Raw genomic sequence first — 18,910 nt, 5'->3', positions numbered from 1 at the left:
CGGCTAAACACCGCGGCGGATATGGGCGCGTAGCGCAGCGGTAGAGCACCACCTTGACATGGTGGGGGTCACAGGTTCAATCCCTGTCGCGCCCACCACTATCCAGAAGATAAATCAACGCGTTATGCCAGAATGGGCAGCTTCTGCCAGAATGGGCGGCGCTCGTCTGGCTTATGGCTTCCATATCATGTCAGCCGGGTCTAAAACCGCACAGGTATCTCAAACAAAATTTTAGCGACCGGAGCATTCGGGCCGGCACCGATCCCAACGCCGATGTTAAAGTTGGTCCGCGCGTTAATCGCGTAACCCAGGCCAAAATTGAAGGTGCCAAAATCATAGGCGGAACCGGGAATCGAACGGTTATTCACCGAGGAGCCAAACACATGCTCCTGCTGGTAGCTTAAGGTCATCGACGCCTTATCATTCAGCGCAAACCCCATGCCAAATGTCGCCGCGACCGCGCTGCCTGGCTCCAGATTGTCCCGTGCCGTTCCGCCGGAACTGCTCAGAAGATTGAATGTCCGGCTGAAATTATAAATGTATTCGAGATTGCCAAATAACACGCCGGGTGCCGTCGGGTAGAATACCGTCACACTGGGTTGAAGTGAATAAAACCCCGTTCCTGTCGGGAGCTTTTTCTGGATACCCCCAAGAAAAGTTCCGCCATTATCATATACAGTGTAAATGGGGACCGAATAGGGGCTAACGCCGGTGGCGGTTTTAAACGTCAGGTTTCCAACGAAAACAGGCCATCCATTGTCTCCGTTATTGAATTGGTATGACCCGCCAAATTGGATATCGCCAATATTTATATTGTTAGCGCTAGCGTTGATCGGTTGGGCATTCGGCCCCGCGGCCTGGGCGGTGAAAGTGCCATAACCTGCGACCATCGGAATTTTTGCATTTATCTCCAGCCGGTCTGTAAGGCCATAACGGGCCGTGACAGATGCGGTCAGAAAGTTTTGATCGACACGCGCAATGAAAATATTGCCAAAGGTTATGCCGGGAATAATGGTAAATCCATTCAACGCCAGCTGGTTTTGTGCCCAGTAGTCATATTCAATTGAAGGGTCGATAACAAGCTCGCCCTTAGGGGTTAATACCCCTCCTGTGTTGGCAAGCACGGTTGATGATTGAAGTATGATTTTTGTTTGTTCTTGCTGATTTGTTTGCTGTTGTTGCTGCTGTTCCTCACCGACAGTGCCGTTGGCAGGCCCTGCTTGCGTGGCCGGGGCCGGAGCGGTGGCGGAGCTGTTGGCCGCCGTATCGGCCGCCATCGGCGCGGGGCTGGCCGCGCTTGTTCCTGTCCCTCGCAATTTGGCCATTTGGCTATCCAGCAGGCGCTGCTGCTGATCCAATTCGAGTGATTGCTGCTCGAGCTGCAACTCTTCCTGCTGCAACTTGGCTTCTTGCGTGGCAATGGCCGCTTGCAGCGCGGACAAACTATCCGCCTGGCTTGGCGCTGCCTGGGCGGTGCCACTGCCCGAAGCCGCAAAAACAAGAGACGCCGGCAGGCAAACCACGGCGATCGGGGTGAGCGCGCTACCCGCCGTATAGGCCAGAATAGATCTAAGACGGCGGACAAACTTCAGTCTCTCGATAAACCCTGTCTCAAAGTGATGAATTTTTATTTTATTAGAAGAGTAATAGGCTTTAACTGCCATTGCAGCCTCCTCTCTATTTTGCATCTCAGATTAACCGGTTAAATACGATTTGTAAACTATAGTCTGTTCAACGGAAGAATTCATTTCTGTGCGGGTTGCAAACAACATCCGCCATAGCCGCCAGGCGTTTCATGCGCGGTGTAACTGATACAGTATACTGTATCAGTGTTTACAAAGCATGATACATGAAAAAACCACGCATGCCGCTTCAAGTATCTTCTGTAATATCCTGAATCGTAAGTAAAAACAGCATGCGCTTCAAGCTGTTGATATTTTGGCACGGCATTTGCTCTCTGTTGGTTATGGCGAAGTTGCGCAGTCAACCGTCATAAGAGTTCAGATCCTTAACTTCTTTCACAAATTAAAAAACGGAGGACTATCATGCGTAACATTCTTCTCGCGGGGTCGGCTGTATTTCTTCTGTCCGCCGGCATGGCGTTTGCACAGCCCGACGGTGGCCCTGGTGGCCCTCCTGGCGGCCCTGGCGGCCCGGGTGGCCCCGGCGGTGGTACGAGCACCTCTACGAACACCTCACTGAATGTGCCGATCATCAAAAATGCTCTGGTCGGCGGTAATGGCCAGGCTGCAACTTCGGGTGGCACAAATGCCAGCGCGAATTTGAAGAATTCCGCCAACACGGCCACGAGCAATTCCAATAACAGCGCTGAATCGTTTACGAAAAACCTGAATAATGTAGGTAACGAAACGATGGTGAGCACAAACACGAATACGAGCATCACCGTTGCCTCAACTCGTAACGAAGGCACTGTTAAGGACATTACACTTGGCGGCGGTGGCGGCAGCTGGGGCGAGGATCATCATAAGAGCGGTTCTGGCGTAACCGTGAGCAGCGGCAGCAATACGATGAATACCGTGAACGGCGGCGATGGCATCAATACCGCCATGCAGAATACCGGCGCGGCCTCGCTGCAGCAGAACTCTGTGGCTCTTGGTTCAGTTGTCAGCGGCAGCAGCGGCGGCACGGGAATCAGCGGCTTCTAATCTGCTTTGCAGATCAGCGTGTTTGGGCTCCGCATTGCATGATTAATCGATGCAGTGCGGAGCCGGCACATTTTTAATTAGCGCTTTTGGTGCGCGAGATGTACCCTGGCATGATAGGAGCGTCCTATGAACGTAATAACAGCCGCGATATTCATGGTTGCATCAAGCTACGCGTTGCTTTCAACTTCTGAACCGGCTTTTGCTTCCGGCTCTGGTCCTCAGGGAGATGCGGCTATCAGTAGTCTTTCCGGTATGGCAGTTCCGAATACACAACTGGAAAAGCTGCGTGGTGGAAGCTTTGCCGTCTCGTCGATCAACATCGGAACCGACACCGGCAACAGTGCGAACGGCACGACGACAGGCAGTATTTCAAATACCCAGTCTGTTAACAACAATACTGGTATAACGACGATCTTTCAGAATACTGGCAACAATAGTTTGTTTCAAAGCAGCACAACGGTGAACATCTCTCTTAAATAAGAAGGCCGCCAGCAATGAGCCCTCTGCACAGGATAAAAATATTTGCGCCGATGTTGGTCATTTTCTACGCGTGTCTTGGCGTATTAAGCGCACATGCCGGCCAGATTTTTCTGAACGGACTGGCGGTAAGCGGTGGCAATTTAAGCGTACATGTTTTGAGTTTTCAGGGGCGGAAATTTAAGACAACGGTTAAGCAGGAGTATGATTTTTCGTGCGGTTCAGCCGCGCTCGCAACGCTGCTCACCTTTACCTACCATAAGCCTTCAACTGAAACTCAGGTCTTTACGAGTATGTTTCTCAATGGAGATCAGCCGGTTATCGAGAAGCACGGATTTTCATTGCTGGACATGAAAAACTATTTAACCAGAATAGGGCTGCCATCTGGCGGTTTCAGAGCATCTCTCTCAAAACTGGCAGAGATAAGGATGCCGGCCATTGTCCTGATTAATGAACATGGCTTCAGGCATTTTGTTGTTATCCGTGGCATTCGGGATGGTCAGGTATTGTTGGCGGATCCAGCCATTGGTCTGCGGACGGAATCTACGCATGATTTCCAACAACAATGGTCCGGAGTCTTTCTGATTATTTTGGCGAATGTCCATGCTGCACAAGCTAGTTTCAATGGTGCGCAGGACTGGTCCGGCGAACCGGCCGCACCACTCGATCTCAGCCGTTTTGCGGTTAATCTTTCAACGCTTCAGCAGGTTATGATTCCCAATCCGAATAAGTTCTGATGCGTCCGAAAACAGGAGTATCGGTCAATGTCTTTCAACCATTTTTGCAAATGGAGTCCATGTATAGTTTTCACAACGGCTGCCATATGCAGTATGCCAGCGTATGCTGAACCACCTGCGGGCAGTCTTTCTGATTCGGGCATGATCAGTCTTCTTCAACTCTCATCCTCCCAGCTTTCGCACCAGGAGCTTGACAAAATTCGTGGTGGATTTGATCTGAAGCCCGGCCTCTCCATCAGCTTTGCGTTCCAACAGGTGGATTATCAGGGGGCCAAGGAAATTCAGAGCATTTTTGTGCCATTAACAAAATTGACGAATGGCTCCGGCGGCGCCGTTGCCTATGTCGCAGGAGGTGACACGACGACCTTAACGCAACAAGGGGCAAGTGGCGCGGCCACAATCAATGTCGGGGGTAATACGATTCAACTGCCGGCGGGGGCGCCGTCCGTGACTCTTTCATCGACGCTCAACAACGGGGCTACCGTTTTGCTCTCAGCGCTGGGAAGCAATGGGATCAGCAACATGATAACAAACATGGCAAACAATACGATGTTGAGCCAGGTTACGACAATGAATGTTGAAATTTCAGGAATGTCGCAATGGTTGGCCCAACAGGTGTCAGGTTTTGGCGGGCTTGGATTTTCTCGTTGACGATTTTGCGGAAAAAACATATACTCAAGGCTGTAAACAGGGTGCTGTTTCCTCTCTTGGTTGTGCATCTGTTGCATAGAAAATTATGCATAGAAAATTATGTGATATTTTGTTCTATGAGATTAACATGAAACAGTTTTTGTCCCGGCTGGATATGTTGGCAACGCCCAGGCAATGGCTTCGCAGGCCTGTCTGCGGCGTCGCTTTTTTGGCAGCCTTGTCGGCCTTGGCCACGCCGGCAATTTGCCTGGCCAAGGTCAGTGGATTGGATCTGATTTCGCCCGCTGCTGTGACGAACCTCACAGCTCTTCCAGATTCAGCGATAGCCGTTATAACAGGAACCGGGTTAAAAGCGCCCTCGTTAAGTGGAACAGGCGAGCCACGTGCGGCAATTACCTTATGGGATGAACTCCGGCCGGCGGCCCAGCAAAGCACTCTCAGCAACAGCAACTCAACCATTACGGTAAATGGCGTTGTCCAGTAATGTCGTGAGTGCTGCGCAGAAAATGTGAAGCTACATTATTCCCCGTCTTGGAGTTGTTGCTACGGAAGGTGCAGTTTTATACCAAATTCTGCGTGGCGCTTTGCCATACGGTAAAGCGTAACCCTTGAAACTCCCAGCTCTGCCGCGGCTTTTGTAACATTGTGGTCATTACGGATGAGCGCCTGCTGGAGGGCTTCGCGCTCTTGAGCCGACCCAGCCGGCGGCCGGTGTGTGGTGCTTTGTGGATGTGCTTCTGATTGAACTCGAGTGTGATGTTGAAGATGGAGTCCCAGGTCTTCCTCTGAAACCAATGGTTCAGAGCCCATGACGACCCCGCGCCGGATAGCGGCGATGAGTTCGCGGACATTTCCAGGCCATGAATAAGAGAGGATTGTGGCCCGGGCCGCTGCTGTAAAACCGGAAACTTCGCGTCCAAATTCCAGGGCGATCTTGCGGAGGAAAAAAGCAGCCATTAACTCAATATCGCTTTCGCGTTCCCGCAACGCCGGCATATGCAGGGGCAACACATTGAGCCGATAAAACAGATCATGCCGGAATGTGCCGGCGGTCATGGCTTCATCAAGTTGCACGTGGCTGGCGGAAATAATCCGGGCATTTACCGGTATAGGTAAGTGCCCGCCTATTCTGGTAATCGTTTGCTCTTGCAGAATTCTGAGCAAGTGCCCCTGTAAATCCAAGGGCAAGTCGCCAATTTCATCCAAGAATAATGTGCCGTCATTTGCTTTCTCAATGAGGCCGATTTTCCTTCCAACCGCGCCGGTGAAAGCGCCTTTCTCGTAACCGAAAAGCTCTGATGCAATAAGGCTGGCAGGCAAGGCCGCACAATTAATTGCAATGAATGGCCCTCTGCTCCGTGAGGATCTTTGATGAACAGCCTGTGCGGCCAATTCTTTTCCTGTTCCGGTTTCCCCAGAGATAAGAATCGGCGCATCGCATTGAGCGAAACGGCGAATTCGATAAAACACTTCTTTCATCGCGAGGCAGTCACCAACCATGAATTCCTGTTGGTTCACCTGGCTGAATTGTTCGGTTTTTGGAGAATTGTTACAGCCTGCCGAAGGGGTGTCATCAAGGGTGGGCTGCAAAGGCCGGCCGTATGAGGAAGATTGCCAGGCAATATTGCCGCTATTCTGACGATGAAGAACCATTAGTATTCAGCCCAATTCAATAATTTGGCAGAAAAAAGATAATATGTTTTGGTAAAAATACTCCCATTCATCTCGGCTTCTGAGTTGCCAAAATTTTATACCTACTTATGTGTATATGCCGAAAACCAAAGATTTTTTCTTGCTAAAATGCCATCAATCTATTCAAATAGATAAACTGAGTATCATTTTTAATATTAAAATCTACTCAGCTTCCCGGCTATTTTTACATAAAATTCAGATCAAAAAGCCGAGGGCAACGCAATATAATAATATTAATCGCCTGTAAAACTCGATAAAAAATTATACTAATTAACTAATAATACCACGCTCCAGAACTTGCAGAGCAGTATTCCAATTTATCGAAATGATTTAATTTCTTTAACGTATTAATATGCTTTTAATTAATTAGTGGAAAATACGCAAAATGTCAAGGTGATATCCGGCCGCATCGCCGTGTGAAGGAACTCCCGCCGAGGTTGGGTATTCCTTAGGCGCAGGGCTGGTTGGGCGCCTTAGATTCCAGAATTAATTCAATTTTTTTCTGAATCTAATTTTTGCCGCCTTGATTGCCGCTGCCGTATGTGGATCGAAAGGAATGCGGCATGATACACAACTGCGTGAGGCTGCAATTTGTGCCGGCAAGTTGGTGCTCTGATGCTTAACCGCCGCAACAAGCGCGCGTTCCTGGTCTAGGGTCAACGTAACCACAGGGATGAGGCTGGCTTTCGTATCAGCCGCCATCCCTGTACAAAAGGTTAACCTGACGCATGGTGTTTACGCGGTTCCCAGCGCCAGGGACAAGTTTTAATTCTGCCCGTTAATCGCCGGCCAATGTTTCGGGGGCTGGCCGCCGCCTTGGTCCGGCGGTGGCGGCGGCGGTGGCGGATGGCCGCCATTATCGCGTTGCTGGCCCTGCCAGCCACCACCAGGCGGTGGCGGCGGTGGCGGATGGCCGCCATTGTCGCGTTGCTGGCCCTGCCAGCCACCACCCGGTGGCGGCGGTGGCGGATGACCGCCATTGTCGCGTTGCTGGCCCTGCCAGCCACCACCCGGCGGCGGCGGATGGCTGCCATTGTATCTGTCGCCGCCGTCGCGGTGCTCGTCATGGCCGTTATAACCACCGCCCACACCGATGACGATGCCCGGCGGCGGCGCGTACACGGGGGCGGGCTGATAATATTCAGGCTGCGGCGCGTAACCGCCGCTGTAATACCCGGTGCCGCCGTAGCCGTCCTCGCCGCTGTAGACGCAGCCGGTGAGGCCGAGGGAGAGTACTGTGGAGAGAAGGATTTTTTTCATGGTGGAAAATTCCTGCGCCATCAACATGGCATCATTACGGCGCCAGTCTAACGCAAACCCCAGGCATAGAAAACGGAATTCTCCCAGCCGGGCTTGCCGTAGCGTAAAGGCTGGCCATGCGCGGTGAGCACATGTCCGCCCGCGGCTTCCAGCACCGCCTGCGGGGCGGCAGTGTCCCACTCCATGGTGCGGCCAAGCCGGGGGTAGAAATCAGCCGCACCTTCCGCCAGGCGGAGGAATTTGAGCGCGGAGCCGATATTGGTGAGCGCCGCGACACGGTAGCCCGCCAGCAGCGCCGCCAGGGCGGGGTCATCGGCGTAATGGCGGGAGGCGAACACGGTAAGCCCCTCTGGCGGCGGGCGGCGGGCGTGAATCTGCACGGTTTCGCCACCGCGCCGCCGCCACGCTCCATGCCCCGCCAGGCCGTAGTGGATCTCGCCCAGGGCGGGCGAGGCGACAGCACCCAAAATCGGCGCGCCATCGCGGATGAGCCCGATGTTGACAGCGAATTCAGCCCGCCCGGCGGCGAATTCGCGGGTGCCGTCCAGCGGGTCGACCAGCCAGTATTCGCGGGCGGGGGCGGTGAGGCGCCCGGCGGCAACCTCCTCCTCGGCGATGACGGGGATATGCGGCGCGGCCGCGCGCAGGCCCTCCACGATGATCGCTTCCGCCTGCATATCCGCCACCGTGACCGGGGTTTCGTCAGATTTCGCGTCCACTTTGAACCCTGCCGCGCGGATTTCAAGTATTTTGGCGGCGGCCCGGGCCGCGAGTGAAACCGCGAGGTCAAGCAGAGAAGAATCATTCATGCTTACCCGTGTAGACCTGGGCCGCGTGCTGGCCAAGCGTCGCAAAAGAGCTATGCTCGGGTCAGATGACATGACAAGGGGAGCCAAAATGCTGGATGTCGCGTTTGCCAAAGCCGTGTTGCCGGAAACCGGCGTGGTGGTGGTGCCGGTGGCGGAGGGCGCTGCCTTGGGCGGCCTCGCCCTGGCGCTGGACAAGCTGTTCGCTGGCGGGCTGAAGCGAGCGATGGAGGCTGGGGAGTTTACCGGCAAAAAAGGCAGCCAGGCGAATCTGCTCGCGCCCAAGGCCGGGTTTAAGCGCGTGCTGCTGCTGGGCATGGGCAAGGCGGAGGCCTTCAACGCCCGCCGGGCGGAGGAGCTGGGCGGGGCAATTGCCGCCGCCCTCGCCAAGGAGGCCGAGGCCGTGGTGCTGGGCGAGGCGCTTGACCCGGCGCTGGCCGCGCACATCGGCCTGGGGGCAAGGCTGCGGGCGTATAAATTCGAGAAGTACCGCACCACGCTGAAGGATGACGAGAAGGCGAAATTCGCCAAACTCACCATCCTCGCGGCCGATGCCGTGAAGTCCCGCGCGGCCTATGCGCCGCTGGCCGCCGTGGCTGATGGCGTGGAGCTGACGCGCGATCTGGTGACCGAACCGGCGAACGTACTCTACCCGGCGGAATTCGCCGAGCGGCTGGAGGCGTTGAGAAAGCTTGGCGTGAAGGTCGAGGTATTCGACCGCAAGGATCTGGAGAAGCTGGGCTTCGGCTCACTGCTGAGCGTAAGCTGGGGCAGCGCGCGCGAGCCCCGCATGGTGGTGATGCAGTGGCTGGGCGTCTCGGGCGGTGCGGGCGCGGACGGCAAAAAGCCAAAAAAGGCGAAAGAGCCGATCGCCTTCATCGGCAAGGGTGTCACCTTCGATACCGGCGGAATTTCAATAAAGCCCGCCGCCGGGATGGAGGATATGAAATGGGACATGGCCGGCGCCGGGGCTGTCGCCGGGGTCATGGCCGCACTCGCCGGGCGCAAGGCGCGGGTGGACGCGGTGGGGCTGGTCGGGCTGGTTGAGAACATGCCCTCGGGCAGCGCCGTGCGCCCGGGTGACGTGGTGAAGAGCTATTCCGGCCAGACCATCGAGATTCTGAACACCGACGCGGAAGGGCGGCTCGTGCTGGCTGATGTCCTGTACTACGCGCAGGAGCGTTTCGCACCGAAATACATGATCGACCTGGCAACCCTGACCGGCGCCATCATCGTCGGGCTGGGGCATGAATACGCCGGCCTGTTCAGCAACAGCGACGAGCTGTGCGAGAAGCTGATCGCGGCGGGCCGGGCGACGGGCGAGGAATTATGGCGCATGCCGCTGGCCGCCCCCGGCGAGAGCTATGACAAAAACCTGAAATCCGCGATCGCCGATATGCAGAATATCGGCGGCGGGCGGGCCGGCGGCTCGATCACCGCCGCGCAATTTTTGCAGCGTTTCGTCAACGCCAGGCCCTGGGCACATCTGGATATCGCGGGAATGGCCTGGGCGGCGAAGGACCTGCCCACCACCCCGAAGGGCGCCACCGCTTACGGTGTGCGCCTGCTCGACCGGCTGGTGGCCGACCATTTCGAGGGGTAGCGGGCTCAGCACAGCGGCGCCAGGGTGATTTGCCGGCCCGCGCCGGTGACGGTGGCAATCGTGCCGCCCTCGGCGCCAGTGAGCATTACCATGTCGCCCGCTGCGATCAGATCGGCGGCATCGGCAAAAAACCCGGCTTGGCGGACCCGGGCCAAGGTCTCGGCCTTGTAGTGCCACAGTGTGAAGCCGTTGGCATAAGCGAGGACGGAAAGGTTGCGCAGCGAAAAAGCCATGAGGATGTTCCTTTAATGCCTTGGTATATTACCTAAGGTTGTGTTGCGTTAAGGTTTATATTCCTATACGGAGAGCGACGCAAGAACATTTGGCTTTTGCGGTGCGTTTTTTGTGTAGAAAAGGGATAAAATTCCTATTCCGCCTTTAATTTTCACAAAAACATGTATAAGTTTCTGAAATTACAACATTGGCAACTTCAGGATGCGGCACGAGGATATCTGGCGCGCGATTGACACGATGGCGGCGGAGCACGGGCTTTCGCCCTCCGGCCTCGCGCGCAAGGCCGGGTTGGACCCGACGAGCTTCAACCTCTCCAAGCGCCGCACCGGCGATGGCCGGGTCCGCTGGCCTTCCACCGAGAGTCTGGCGAAGGTATTCCTGGCGACAGGCGCCAAGCTGGAGGATTTCACCGCGCTGGTGATGGGCGCGCGCGCGATGCCCGAGGCGCGGCCAAAGGGGCGCAACAAAATTCCGCTCATCGGCATGGCCCAGGCCGGCACGGAAGGATTTTTCGACGACGGCGGCTACCCGGCGGGCGCCGGGTGGGATGAGGTGGAACTGCCGAGCACGGCTGATGCCAATGCCTATGCGCTTTCCATCTCCGGTGATTCGATGGAGCCGGTCTACCGCGAGGGCGATTCCATCATCGTCTCCCCCGCCGCCCCGGTGCGCGTGGGAGACCGTGTGGTGGCCCGCACGGCCGAGGGGGCGGTGATGGCGAAATTGCTCTCCCGCCGCACCGCCAGCCGGATAGAGCTGACAAGCCTGAACACCGCCTACCCGGATCTGCGTTTTGCAGCGCAGGAAATTCTGTGGATGCACCGGATCATCTGGGCCAGCCAATAGGGGCTAAGGTTTTCATTTCAAAAATACAAAAATACGGCTAGTTGTTTGAGCCAATGGCTGGTGAAGGGCCTGATTGTTGAAAAAAGGCGGTAAGAATGCTCCGTTATACGCTAATGACATGTCTGTTGCTGACCGCTGCCGCGCCGGCGCACGCGGCGGACTGGTATGAGGTAAATGCCACGAACACGCGGTGCCTGAACATGGCGCAGGTTGCTCCGGCTGACGGTATATCGCAGCTGGCGACGCCGGCGGGGACACGCGATGCTTACGAGGCAATCGGCGAACGGGTGACCTCGACCGAGGTGAAGGACGCAACCGGCGCATCCATCATCGTGATGCACATTATCGATTCAAACGGCGACCGTTTTCTGAATTTCACGTTCTACCCGACCCTGGCCGATTGCCAGTATGTCCTGTCGCAGGCGCCAACAAGCTAGAGCGCGATCGCGCTCTGAAGTCTGAACCGCCATCTATCGTCATAATTCAGAGCCGGACCATTTAAGGCGGCCGCACGCAAAAACTGATACCACCGGCCACCATTTATGGCCGTTAGTATCAGAGCATTGATTGCGCATGCTGCAAAACCTGGGCGCAGATTTTTTGTGTCAACTGTGCTTTCAGCCCGCTGCCGCCCAGGCTCATCGAGTTGCCATTGCCCGTATCCAGGATACCGCTGCTGCCCGAGGCATATCCGCTATTCGCCTCAGGCGCGCTGGACGAGCCAGTGTATTTTCTGAGCAGCGATTGCTGGATTGATGACGCCGAAGACGGAGACACGCCGCCGCCGAGGTAATTGTTCTGGATGCAATACTGCAAAATACCCGCCAGATTCGTGGGCGGCGCCGCGCCGAGTGTGGGCAGATTCAAGCCGCTGCCCATCGCGCTGCCCATGCTCATGTTGCCCATGCCGCCAAGGCCGGAAGTGGCCGGGCTGCTCTGGCCGCCGCCCATGGCGCCTTGCAGCATGCCTGAAAGCTGCGCCCGTGCCGCTGGCGCCGCCAAAACGCCAACCGCAACAAACGCCGCGGCAGCGAAGCCGAATTTGCCTTTTCGCATGATGATCTCCTCAGGGGGTTATCCGGCCCGGATGAGCGCGCATCCCGGCCCGATGGTCAAGAGTGAGACCCGGCGGGTTTTTGCCCCTCGCGGCCCGCAACCCCAACCGCAGGCGGCTGCAAATCACGGGAATGAACGTAAGTTAATGCGCGCGCGGCCGAATGTGCATTGTTATGGCCCGGCACCGGCGCCAAGTCCAAGCCATGAAAATCTTCCGCGTGGCCCCAGCATTACTGTTCGTTGTCATCCTCGGTCTGGCCGGTTGCGTCTGGTACGGCCCGGATGGCGGCTACGGTGGTTGGGGTGAGCACGGCGGTGGCTGGGGTGAGCACGGCGGCGGCGAGGGTCATTAGGCCCATTCGCGGCAATGCACAGGGGGCGGCCGCATGCATTGCGGCCTTAAACGCTTGTCCGCACGGCTCCGTGCACGCCCGCCGCCAGCGCCGCCACATCCGCCAGCACGCTCGCAACATCACTCTTGCATAGCTTTTCAATCAGCGCCGAAGCGACAATCGCCGCGTCGGCATGCTGCGCCACCACTGCCGCCTGCTCTGGCGTTCGCACGCCAAATCCCACCGCAATGGGCAGGTTCGTCACGGCGCGGATGCGCGGAATATCGCGCGCCAGATCAGCGGCCGAGGCCGTGCGCGTGCCGGTGATCCCGGTGATGCTCACATAATAAACAAACCCTGACGACCCGGCCAGAACCAGCGGCAGACGCGCGTCCGATGTCGTCGGCGCAATCAGCCGGATCACATCCAGCTCGTTTTTCGCGGCATCCGGCAGCAGCAAATCCGCCTCTTCGGTCGGCAGATCGACCACGATCAGCCCATCCACCCCGGCGGTGGCGGCATCGGCACAGAACCGCGCCACCCCGTAGGAGAGAATGGGGTTCAAATACCCCATCAGCACCAGCGGCGTATGCGCATTGCTGGCGCGGAATTCACGCACCAGCCCCAGCACCCCGGCCAGGCTCGCGCCTGCCTCCAGCGCGCGCCGCCCGGCGGCCTGAATCGTCGGCCCGTCGGCCATCGGGTCGGTAAACGGCACGCCGATCTCGATGATATCGGCGCCGTTTTCCGCCATGCCCCGCAGCAGCGCCAGCGAGGTTTCGCGGTTGGGGTCATAGGCTTCCACGAAGGGGATCAGCGCGGCCCGGCCCTGCGCCTTCAGCCCGGCGAATACGCCCGCGATCCGGCTCACAGCTCCACCCCCAGATGCTGCGCGACCGCAAAGATATCCTTGTCCCCCCGCCCGCACAGGTTCATCAGCACAATCTCATCCTTGTCCATCCCACCCGCGATCTTGGCGACATGCGCGAGCGCGTGGCTCGGCTCCAGCGCGGGGATGATCCCCTCCGTGCGCGTGCAGAGCTGGAAGGCGGCCAGCGCCTCCTTGTCCGTCACCGCCACATATTCCACGCGGCCGATGTCATGTAGCCAGCTATGTTCCGGCCCGATCCCCGGGTAATCCAGCCCGGCGGAAATCGAATGCGCCTCCTGGATCTGCCCGTCCTCGTTTTGCAGCAAATAGGTGCGGTTGCCGTGCAGCACGCCCGGGCGTCCGCGGCTCAGGCTGGCGGCATGCTCGCCCGAATCCAGCCCATGCCCCGCCGCCTCCACGCCGATCAGCCGCACCCCGGCATCATCGAGGAACGGGTGGAACAGCCCGATGGCATTGCTCCCGCCGCCGATGGCCGCAATCGCCACATCCGGCAGCCGCCCTTCAGCCTCCTGCAACTGCGCCTTCGCCTCATTGCCGATAACGCATTGAAAATCGCGCACCATGGCAGGGTAGGGGTGCGGCCCCGCGGCGGTCCCGATAATATAAAAAGTATCGCGCACATTCGCCACCCAGTCGCGCATGGCGTCGTTCATGGCGTCCTTCAGCGTGCCCGCGCCGGAGCTGACGGGAATCACCTCCGCCCCCAGCAGCTTCATGCGGAATACGTTCGGCTTTTGCCGCTCCACGTCCACCGCCCCCATGTACACGGTGCACGGCAGGCCAAACAGCGCGCACACCGTCGCGGTCGCAACACCGTGCTGCCCGGCGCCTGTCTCCGCGATGATCCGCGTCTTGCCCATCCGCCGCGCCAGCAGAATTTGCCCCAGGCAGTTGTTGATCTTGTGCGCCCCGGTGTGGTTCAGCTCGTCGCGCTTGAAATAGATCTTCGCGCCGCCAAGCTCTTTGGTCAGCCGTTCGGCGAACCAGAGCGCGCTCGGCCGCCCTACATAATGTTTTAGGTAATAATCAAGCTCGGTCTGGAACGAGGGGTCGGCCTTCGCCGCCTCATACGCCGCCTCAAGCTCCAAAATCAGCGGCATCAGCGTCTCGGCGACAAACCGCCCGCCAAATTCGCCAAAACGCCCGCGCCCATCCGGGCCATTACGCAAAGAATTGGGGATAATCTCGTTCATACCCCGCTTTAGCCGAACCCGGCAGCGGGATAAAGGCCGGAACCCGCAAACAAATGGGCCGTCTCCCTTGCGCGGAAGACGGCCCAGCCAAGGCTTTGGCTTAGATTTAAGCCCCCTGCGGCCGCTCGAAGGCATCCTTGCCGTCAAAGCGCTGCAGCTTCTCGATATGCATCCAGGTGAATTTCGCCCCGATGCGCTGCACCAGATAGCTGATCTCCGGCTGCCCCTCGGATTTCGAGGCCGACAGCGGGATCGGCTTCTTGAACATAAAGCGGCTGGCGAAATGGTCGACCAGGAAGGTCTGCTGCCCCTCGTTGGGCGGATACACCTGCACGCCGCGGTTGGAGATGCCGTTCAGCACGAACGGGCTGTCCTGCGCGATGGCCTCCAGCGCCTTGCCCAGCTCCTCGGCGCCGAGATCGGTTTCCAGGAACACGTCGATGCCCACCAGCTCACGCGTATTCGGCTCGCTATGCGCGGTCAGCTTCGGCCAGGTCTTCAGCTCCAGCTTTTTGTAGCTGCGCGAGGGCTGGTTGGAGGTGCGGCCCAAATTGGCGATAATCTGGTCGGTATAGGCCAGCGTGCCCACGCCATGCCCGCGCGGCGAGAGGTCGCCCGTGAGGTTCTTGCCCTCGGCCAGGGTGATGAACAGTGCCTGTTCCACCGTCGCCGCCACGTCGAACGCGCCGATATGGCGCAGCAGCATGATCGCGGCTGAGAGCAGCGCGGTCGGGTTGGCCAGCCCCTTGCCCGCGATATCGGGCGCCGAGCCGTGCACCGCCTCGAACATCGCGGCATGGTCGCCCAGGTTGGAGGAGGGCGCGATGCCCAGCCCGCCCACGAGCCCGGCCGCGAGGTCGGAGATGATGTCGCCGTTCATGTTGGAGGTCACGATCACATCGAACGCCTCAGGCTTGATCACCAGCTGGTGCGCGCAATTGTCGATGATGATATGGTCGGATTTGAGGCTGGCGAACTCCGGCGCCACCATTTCCGCGACTCGCTTCATCAGCCCTTCGGTGAGCTTCATGATGTTCGCCTTGGTCGCGGTCGTCACCTTTTTGCGCTCTTCCGCCAGCGCCAGCTCGTAGGCGGCGCGGATGATGCGCTCGCAACCGGGCGCTGTCATCAGCTTCAGGCACTGCGCCACCGTGGTGGTCTGCATATGCTCGATGCCGGCGTAAACATCCTCCACGTTCTCGCGCACGATCACCATGTCGATCCCACGGCCGGTATAAGGCGTGGTGATCCCTGGCAGCTCGCGCACCGGACGGATGTTCGCATAAAGCTCAAAATGCTTGCGCAGCGTCACGTTGGCGGATTTGCCGCCATAGCCCACCGGCGTCTCAAGCGGGCTCTTCAGCGCCAGCCCGTTGCGGGCGATGCTGTCCAGCGTCTCGCGCGGCACGCCGGTCACGATGCCTTTTTTAAACACCTCGGCGCCGCCCTCGGCCATCTCCCATTCAACCGGGGCGTTCGCCGCCTCCAGAATCCGCATGGTTGCGGCCATCACCTCGGGGCCGATGCCGTCCCCCGGCAATGCTGTTACCTTGGTTTTCGTGGCGGTCGCGGTGGTGGCATTCATCTCTGGGTTCCCGGAATGTGGCGGAAAACCTATAGCTGGTTATTGCCGCGCGGCATACATCGCGCGCTCAAACCCGATGAGGGTTTTCATCGCCCCGGCATCGCCCGAGGGCAGGATCTGCATCATCATCACAGCCGCCAGCTTGGCCGCCGGGTCCACCCAGAAATAGGTGTTCGCCATCCCCGCCCAGCCGAAACTCCCTGAATTGCGGCCAAACCTTCCCTTCCCAGGATAGATGATAAAGCCCAGCCCCCACTGGTTGTGCTGCCCCGGGTTCACATCCGCCCCCACGAACAATGCTGGATTTGCAGAGGGGAGATACCCGGCCCGCAACCCTCCGATCTGATTGCGCGACATTTCGGTAACAGTCCCGGCCGTAACAATGCCGGCCCCCGCCGTCAGGAACACGCGCAGGAATTTCTGGTAGTCGCGCAGGGTGGAATACAGCCCGCCGCCGCCGGAAAACACCTCGGGCACCGCCAGCGGGGCAGGGGGTGTTGCCGTCAGGCTGCCATCCGCCTGGCGCTTGTGCAGCGCCGCGCGGCGGGCCAGCTGCGCCGCCGTGGGCAGAAAACTGGTGTCAGCCATCCCCAGCGGGCCAAAGATATATTTCTGGAAATACGCTTCCAGGTTCAACCCGGAGGCCGCTTCCACCGCCAGCCCGGCCCAGTCCACGCCCAGCCCGTATTCCCAGCGCTCGCCCGGCTCGAACAGCAGCGGCGCATCCAGCGCCGCGCGCATGCCAAAGGCCGGCGGGTTGGGTTGCGCCGCCAGATAAGCGGCATATTCCGCGCTGGCGAAGGCATAGGAGAACCCCGCCGTATGCGTGAGCAGATGCCGCAACGTAATGGGCCGCCGCGCCGGGCGCAGTTTTCCGCCTTCCAGAATCCGCGGATGTTTCAACTCCGGCAGCAAATCCCCAACCGGCGCATCCAAATCCAGCAGCCCCCGCTCCACCAGCTGCATCGCCGCCAGCGAGGTTACCGGCTTGGTCATCGAGGCAATCCAGAACAACGTGTCCGCATCCACCTTCTGCTCACCGCCCAGCGTGGCCACGCCCGCCGCCGCCTCAAACAGCGTCCCGCGCGCATCGCTCACCGCCGCCGCCACGCCGGGCGCCTCGCCCGCGGCCACGGCCTCGTTCAGCATTTTCTGGATGGCATCGGGGTTCAATGCGCATCCCCCCAGTTCTTGCCGATCCCCGTTTCCACCGTCAGCGGTACGGAAATTCTTGCCGCCCCCTGCATTACCTCACGCGCCAGTCCGGCCGTCGCGCGGGCTTGCCCATCGGGCGCCTCGAACAGCAACTCGTCATGCACCTGCAAGATCAATGTCGCCGAAAGCCCCGCATCCGTCATCGCCTTCGGCAATTTCACCATCGCCTGCTTGATGATATCCGCGGCTCCCCCCTGTAACGGCGCGTTGATCGCCTGCCGCTCCGCATAGGCGCGCAATTGCGGCATCTTGTCCTTTATGCGCGGCACCCAGCAGCGCCGCCCGAACGGTGTCAGCACATAGCCCTGGCTTCGCGCTTCTTCTTTCGTGGCTTCCATATACGCGCGGATTTCCGGATAGCGCTTGAAATACGCATCGATGTAGGCTTTCGCCTCGCCGGCGCCGATCCCCAGTTGCCGGCCCAGTCCAAACGCCGAGATCCCGTAGATGATCCCGAAGTTGATCGCCTTCGCCCGCCGCCGCGTGGCAGCATCCATCCCCGCCATCGGCACGCCGAACACCTCCGAGGCGGTGCGCGCGTGGATATCCTCGCCCTTGGCGAAACTCTCCTTCAACGCCGCGATATCCGCCACATGCGCCAGCAGCCGCAGCTCGATCTGCGAATAATCCGCCGAGACCAGGCTGCACCCCGGCGCGGCGATGAACGTCTTGCGAATCCGCGCGCCCTCCACGGTTCGCACGGGTATGTTCTGCAAATTCGGATCGGTTGAGGACAGCCGCCCGGTCGCCGCCACCGCCATCTGGAAGCTGGTATGCACCCGCCCGTTTTCATCCGCCTGGCCGATCAGCGCATCGGCATAGGTTGATTTCAGCTTCGCCAGCTGCCGCCAGTCCATCACCCGCTGCGCCACCTCGATCCCTTGTTCGGCCAGGCCTTCCAGCACGGATGAATCCGTCCCCCACGCGCCCGCCTTGCCGCGCTTGCCGCCCGGCAGGCCCATGCGCTCGAACAGGATCTCGCCCAGTTGCTTGGGACTGCCGACGTTGAAATCCTGCCCCGCCAGCCGGTGGATATCGGTCTCGATCTCGGCCATCCGGCCCTCAAACTCTACTGACATCGCGCGCAGGTCCGCGCGGTCCACCATCACGCCGTGCAGCTCCATGGCGGTGAGCACCGGGATCAGCCGCTTCTCCACCAGCTCGTACAACGCCAGGGATTTGTTCACCCGCAGCAGCGGTTTCAGCATCGTCCATAGCCGCAGGGTCACATCCGCGGCCTCGGCGGCAAAGGCGCTCGCCCCCGCCAGCGCCACATTGGCAAAGCTCAGCCGCGCCCGCCCGCTGCCTGCCACCGAATCAAAACTCTTCAGCTCATGGGCCAGATGTTTGCGCGCGAGCGTTTCGCGGTCATGGCTGAAATTCCCCGCGTCCTGCGCGTAGGAGATCAACATCACATCATCGAGCGGCGCCACCAGCGCCACGCCGGCGCGCGTCAAAACTTCCAGATTATACTTCGCATCATGGAAAATTTTCAGCACCGCGGCATCGGCGAATAGGGCGCCGAGCGCGCCCAGCGCATCGGGCCACAATAATTGAGGCGTATCTTCCAACCCCAGGTTATGCCCCAGCGGCACATAGCCCGCCTGCCCGGGTGCCACCGCGAGCGCGATGCCCAGCAAATTCCCGTGCAGCGAGTTGCGGTCG

Annotated in this window: 20 protein-coding genes and 1 tRNA gene; 9 read left to right on the top strand and 12 right to left on the bottom strand. The window is 59.1% G+C overall.

Features of this window, described 5'->3' with window-relative positions:
- Positions 1-23 precede the first annotated feature (23 nt).
- Positions 24-98 (top strand) — tRNA-Val (locus HKL97_RS03205).
- A gap of 102 nt (positions 99-200) precedes the next feature.
- Here the strand turns inward: HKL97_RS03205 and HKL97_RS03200 are convergent.
- Complete coding sequence (locus HKL97_RS03200) at positions 201-1,664, bottom strand: hypothetical protein (RefSeq protein WP_291422663.1); 1,464 nt, start codon at positions 1,662-1,664, stop codon at positions 201-203.
- A 381-nt stretch (positions 1,665-2,045) separates the two neighbouring features.
- On the opposite strand from HKL97_RS03200, the gene HKL97_RS03195 reads away from it, so the two are divergent.
- From HKL97_RS03195 to HKL97_RS03175, 5 genes are all read left to right on the top strand, one after another.
- Positions 2,046-2,666 (top strand): hypothetical protein, encoded by a 621-nt coding sequence (locus tag HKL97_RS03195; protein ID WP_291422662.1) that lies wholly within the window; start codon positions 2,046-2,048, stop codon positions 2,664-2,666.
- Positions 2,667-2,792: 126 nt separating this feature from the next.
- The gene (locus HKL97_RS03190) at positions 2,793-3,146 is read left to right on the top strand and encodes a hypothetical protein (RefSeq protein WP_291422661.1); all 354 of its coding nucleotides are present in this window, start codon (positions 2,793-2,795) and stop codon (positions 3,144-3,146) included.
- 14 nt (positions 3,147-3,160) lie between these two features.
- On the top strand, positions 3,161-3,880 hold the full coding sequence (locus tag HKL97_RS03185) for a C39 family peptidase (RefSeq protein WP_291422660.1): 720 nt from the start codon (positions 3,161-3,163) through the stop codon (positions 3,878-3,880).
- Between the two features lie 141 nt (positions 3,881-4,021).
- On the top strand, positions 4,022-4,531 hold the full coding sequence (locus tag HKL97_RS03180; protein WP_291422659.1) for a hypothetical protein: 510 nt from the start codon (positions 4,022-4,024) through the stop codon (positions 4,529-4,531).
- A gap of 127 nt (positions 4,532-4,658) precedes the next feature.
- Positions 4,659-5,015: a hypothetical protein gene (locus HKL97_RS03175; protein ID WP_291422658.1), complete on the top strand. Its 357-nt coding sequence runs from the start codon at positions 4,659-4,661 to the stop codon at positions 5,013-5,015.
- A gap of 59 nt (positions 5,016-5,074) precedes the next feature.
- On the opposite strand, the gene HKL97_RS03170 is transcribed toward HKL97_RS03175, so the two are convergent.
- The 3 genes from HKL97_RS03170 to cysQ form a co-directional block, all read right to left on the bottom strand.
- Entirely contained in the window at positions 5,075-6,184 is a 1,110-nt protein-coding gene (locus tag HKL97_RS03170; protein WP_291422657.1) for a sigma-54-dependent Fis family transcriptional regulator, read from the bottom strand.
- A gap of 804 nt (positions 6,185-6,988) precedes the next feature.
- Positions 6,989-7,483, bottom strand: a complete 495-nt coding sequence (locus HKL97_RS03165) for a hypothetical protein (protein ID WP_291422656.1) — start codon at positions 7,481-7,483, stop codon at positions 6,989-6,991.
- Between the two features lie 47 nt (positions 7,484-7,530).
- Complete coding sequence (gene cysQ / locus HKL97_RS03160) at positions 7,531-8,292, bottom strand: 3'(2'),5'-bisphosphate nucleotidase CysQ (RefSeq protein ID WP_291422655.1); 762 nt, start codon at positions 8,290-8,292, stop codon at positions 7,531-7,533.
- A gap of 88 nt (positions 8,293-8,380) precedes the next feature.
- On the opposite strand from cysQ, the gene HKL97_RS03155 reads away from it, so the two are divergent.
- Positions 8,381-9,892: a leucyl aminopeptidase gene (locus HKL97_RS03155; protein ID WP_291422654.1), complete on the top strand. Its 1,512-nt coding sequence runs from the start codon at positions 8,381-8,383 to the stop codon at positions 9,890-9,892.
- Positions 9,893-9,897: 5 nt separating this feature from the next.
- On the opposite strand, the gene HKL97_RS03150 is transcribed toward HKL97_RS03155, so the two are convergent.
- Positions 9,898-10,125, bottom strand: coding sequence for a hypothetical protein (locus HKL97_RS03150; protein ID WP_291422653.1), 228 nt, complete (start codon positions 10,123-10,125; stop codon positions 9,898-9,900).
- A 202-nt stretch (positions 10,126-10,327) separates the two neighbouring features.
- Between HKL97_RS03150 and HKL97_RS03145 the strand changes: the two genes are divergently transcribed.
- Both HKL97_RS03145 and HKL97_RS03140 read left to right on the top strand, forming a co-directional pair.
- Positions 10,328-10,972: a helix-turn-helix transcriptional regulator gene (locus tag HKL97_RS03145; RefSeq protein ID WP_291422652.1), complete on the top strand. Its 645-nt coding sequence runs from the start codon at positions 10,328-10,330 to the stop codon at positions 10,970-10,972.
- A gap of 95 nt (positions 10,973-11,067) precedes the next feature.
- On the top strand, positions 11,068-11,409 hold the full coding sequence (locus tag HKL97_RS03140; protein ID WP_291422651.1) for a hypothetical protein: 342 nt from the start codon (positions 11,068-11,070) through the stop codon (positions 11,407-11,409).
- Between the two features lie 118 nt (positions 11,410-11,527).
- Here HKL97_RS03140 and HKL97_RS03135 read toward each other — a convergent pair whose 3' ends face one another.
- From HKL97_RS03135 to HKL97_RS03105, 7 genes are all read right to left on the bottom strand, one after another.
- Positions 11,528-12,028 (bottom strand): DUF2501 domain-containing protein, encoded by a 501-nt coding sequence (locus tag HKL97_RS03135; protein WP_291422650.1) that lies wholly within the window; start codon positions 12,026-12,028, stop codon positions 11,528-11,530.
- A 230-nt stretch (positions 12,029-12,258) separates the two neighbouring features.
- A complete protein-coding gene (locus HKL97_RS03130) occupies positions 12,259-12,387 on the bottom strand; it encodes a hypothetical protein (protein WP_291422649.1) in 129 nt (42 codons plus the stop codon).
- Positions 12,388-12,427: 40 nt separating this feature from the next.
- Positions 12,428-13,231 (bottom strand): tryptophan synthase subunit alpha, encoded by an 804-nt coding sequence (trpA, locus tag HKL97_RS03125; RefSeq protein WP_291422648.1) that lies wholly within the window; start codon positions 13,229-13,231, stop codon positions 12,428-12,430.
- Positions 13,228-14,445, bottom strand: coding sequence for a tryptophan synthase subunit beta (gene trpB, locus HKL97_RS03120; RefSeq protein ID WP_291422647.1), 1,218 nt, complete (start codon positions 14,443-14,445; stop codon positions 13,228-13,230). The genes trpA and trpB overlap by 4 nt, the downstream gene beginning before the upstream one ends.
- A 106-nt stretch (positions 14,446-14,551) precedes the next feature.
- Positions 14,552-16,030 carry an NADP-dependent isocitrate dehydrogenase gene (locus HKL97_RS03115; RefSeq protein WP_291422646.1) on the bottom strand — a complete coding sequence of 493 codons (1,479 nt, stop codon included), beginning with the start codon at positions 16,028-16,030 and terminating at the stop codon, positions 14,552-14,554.
- Positions 16,031-16,069: 39 nt separating this feature from the next.
- A complete protein-coding gene (locus tag HKL97_RS03110) occupies positions 16,070-17,203 on the bottom strand; it encodes a serine hydrolase (RefSeq protein ID WP_291422645.1) in 1,134 nt (377 codons plus the stop codon).
- The coding region (locus HKL97_RS03105; RefSeq protein ID WP_291422644.1) for a DNA polymerase at positions 17,200-18,910 on the bottom strand (1,711 nt) is incomplete at its 5' end. The genes HKL97_RS03105 and HKL97_RS03110, both read right to left, overlap by 4 nt.

Source organism: Acidocella sp., from assembly GCF_013044125.1.
Classification (GTDB): Bacteria; Pseudomonadota; Alphaproteobacteria; order Acetobacterales; family Acetobacteraceae; genus Acidocella.
The sequence above is the reverse complement of the archived record's forward strand: the minus strand, read 5'-3'. Positions and strand labels throughout refer to the sequence as shown.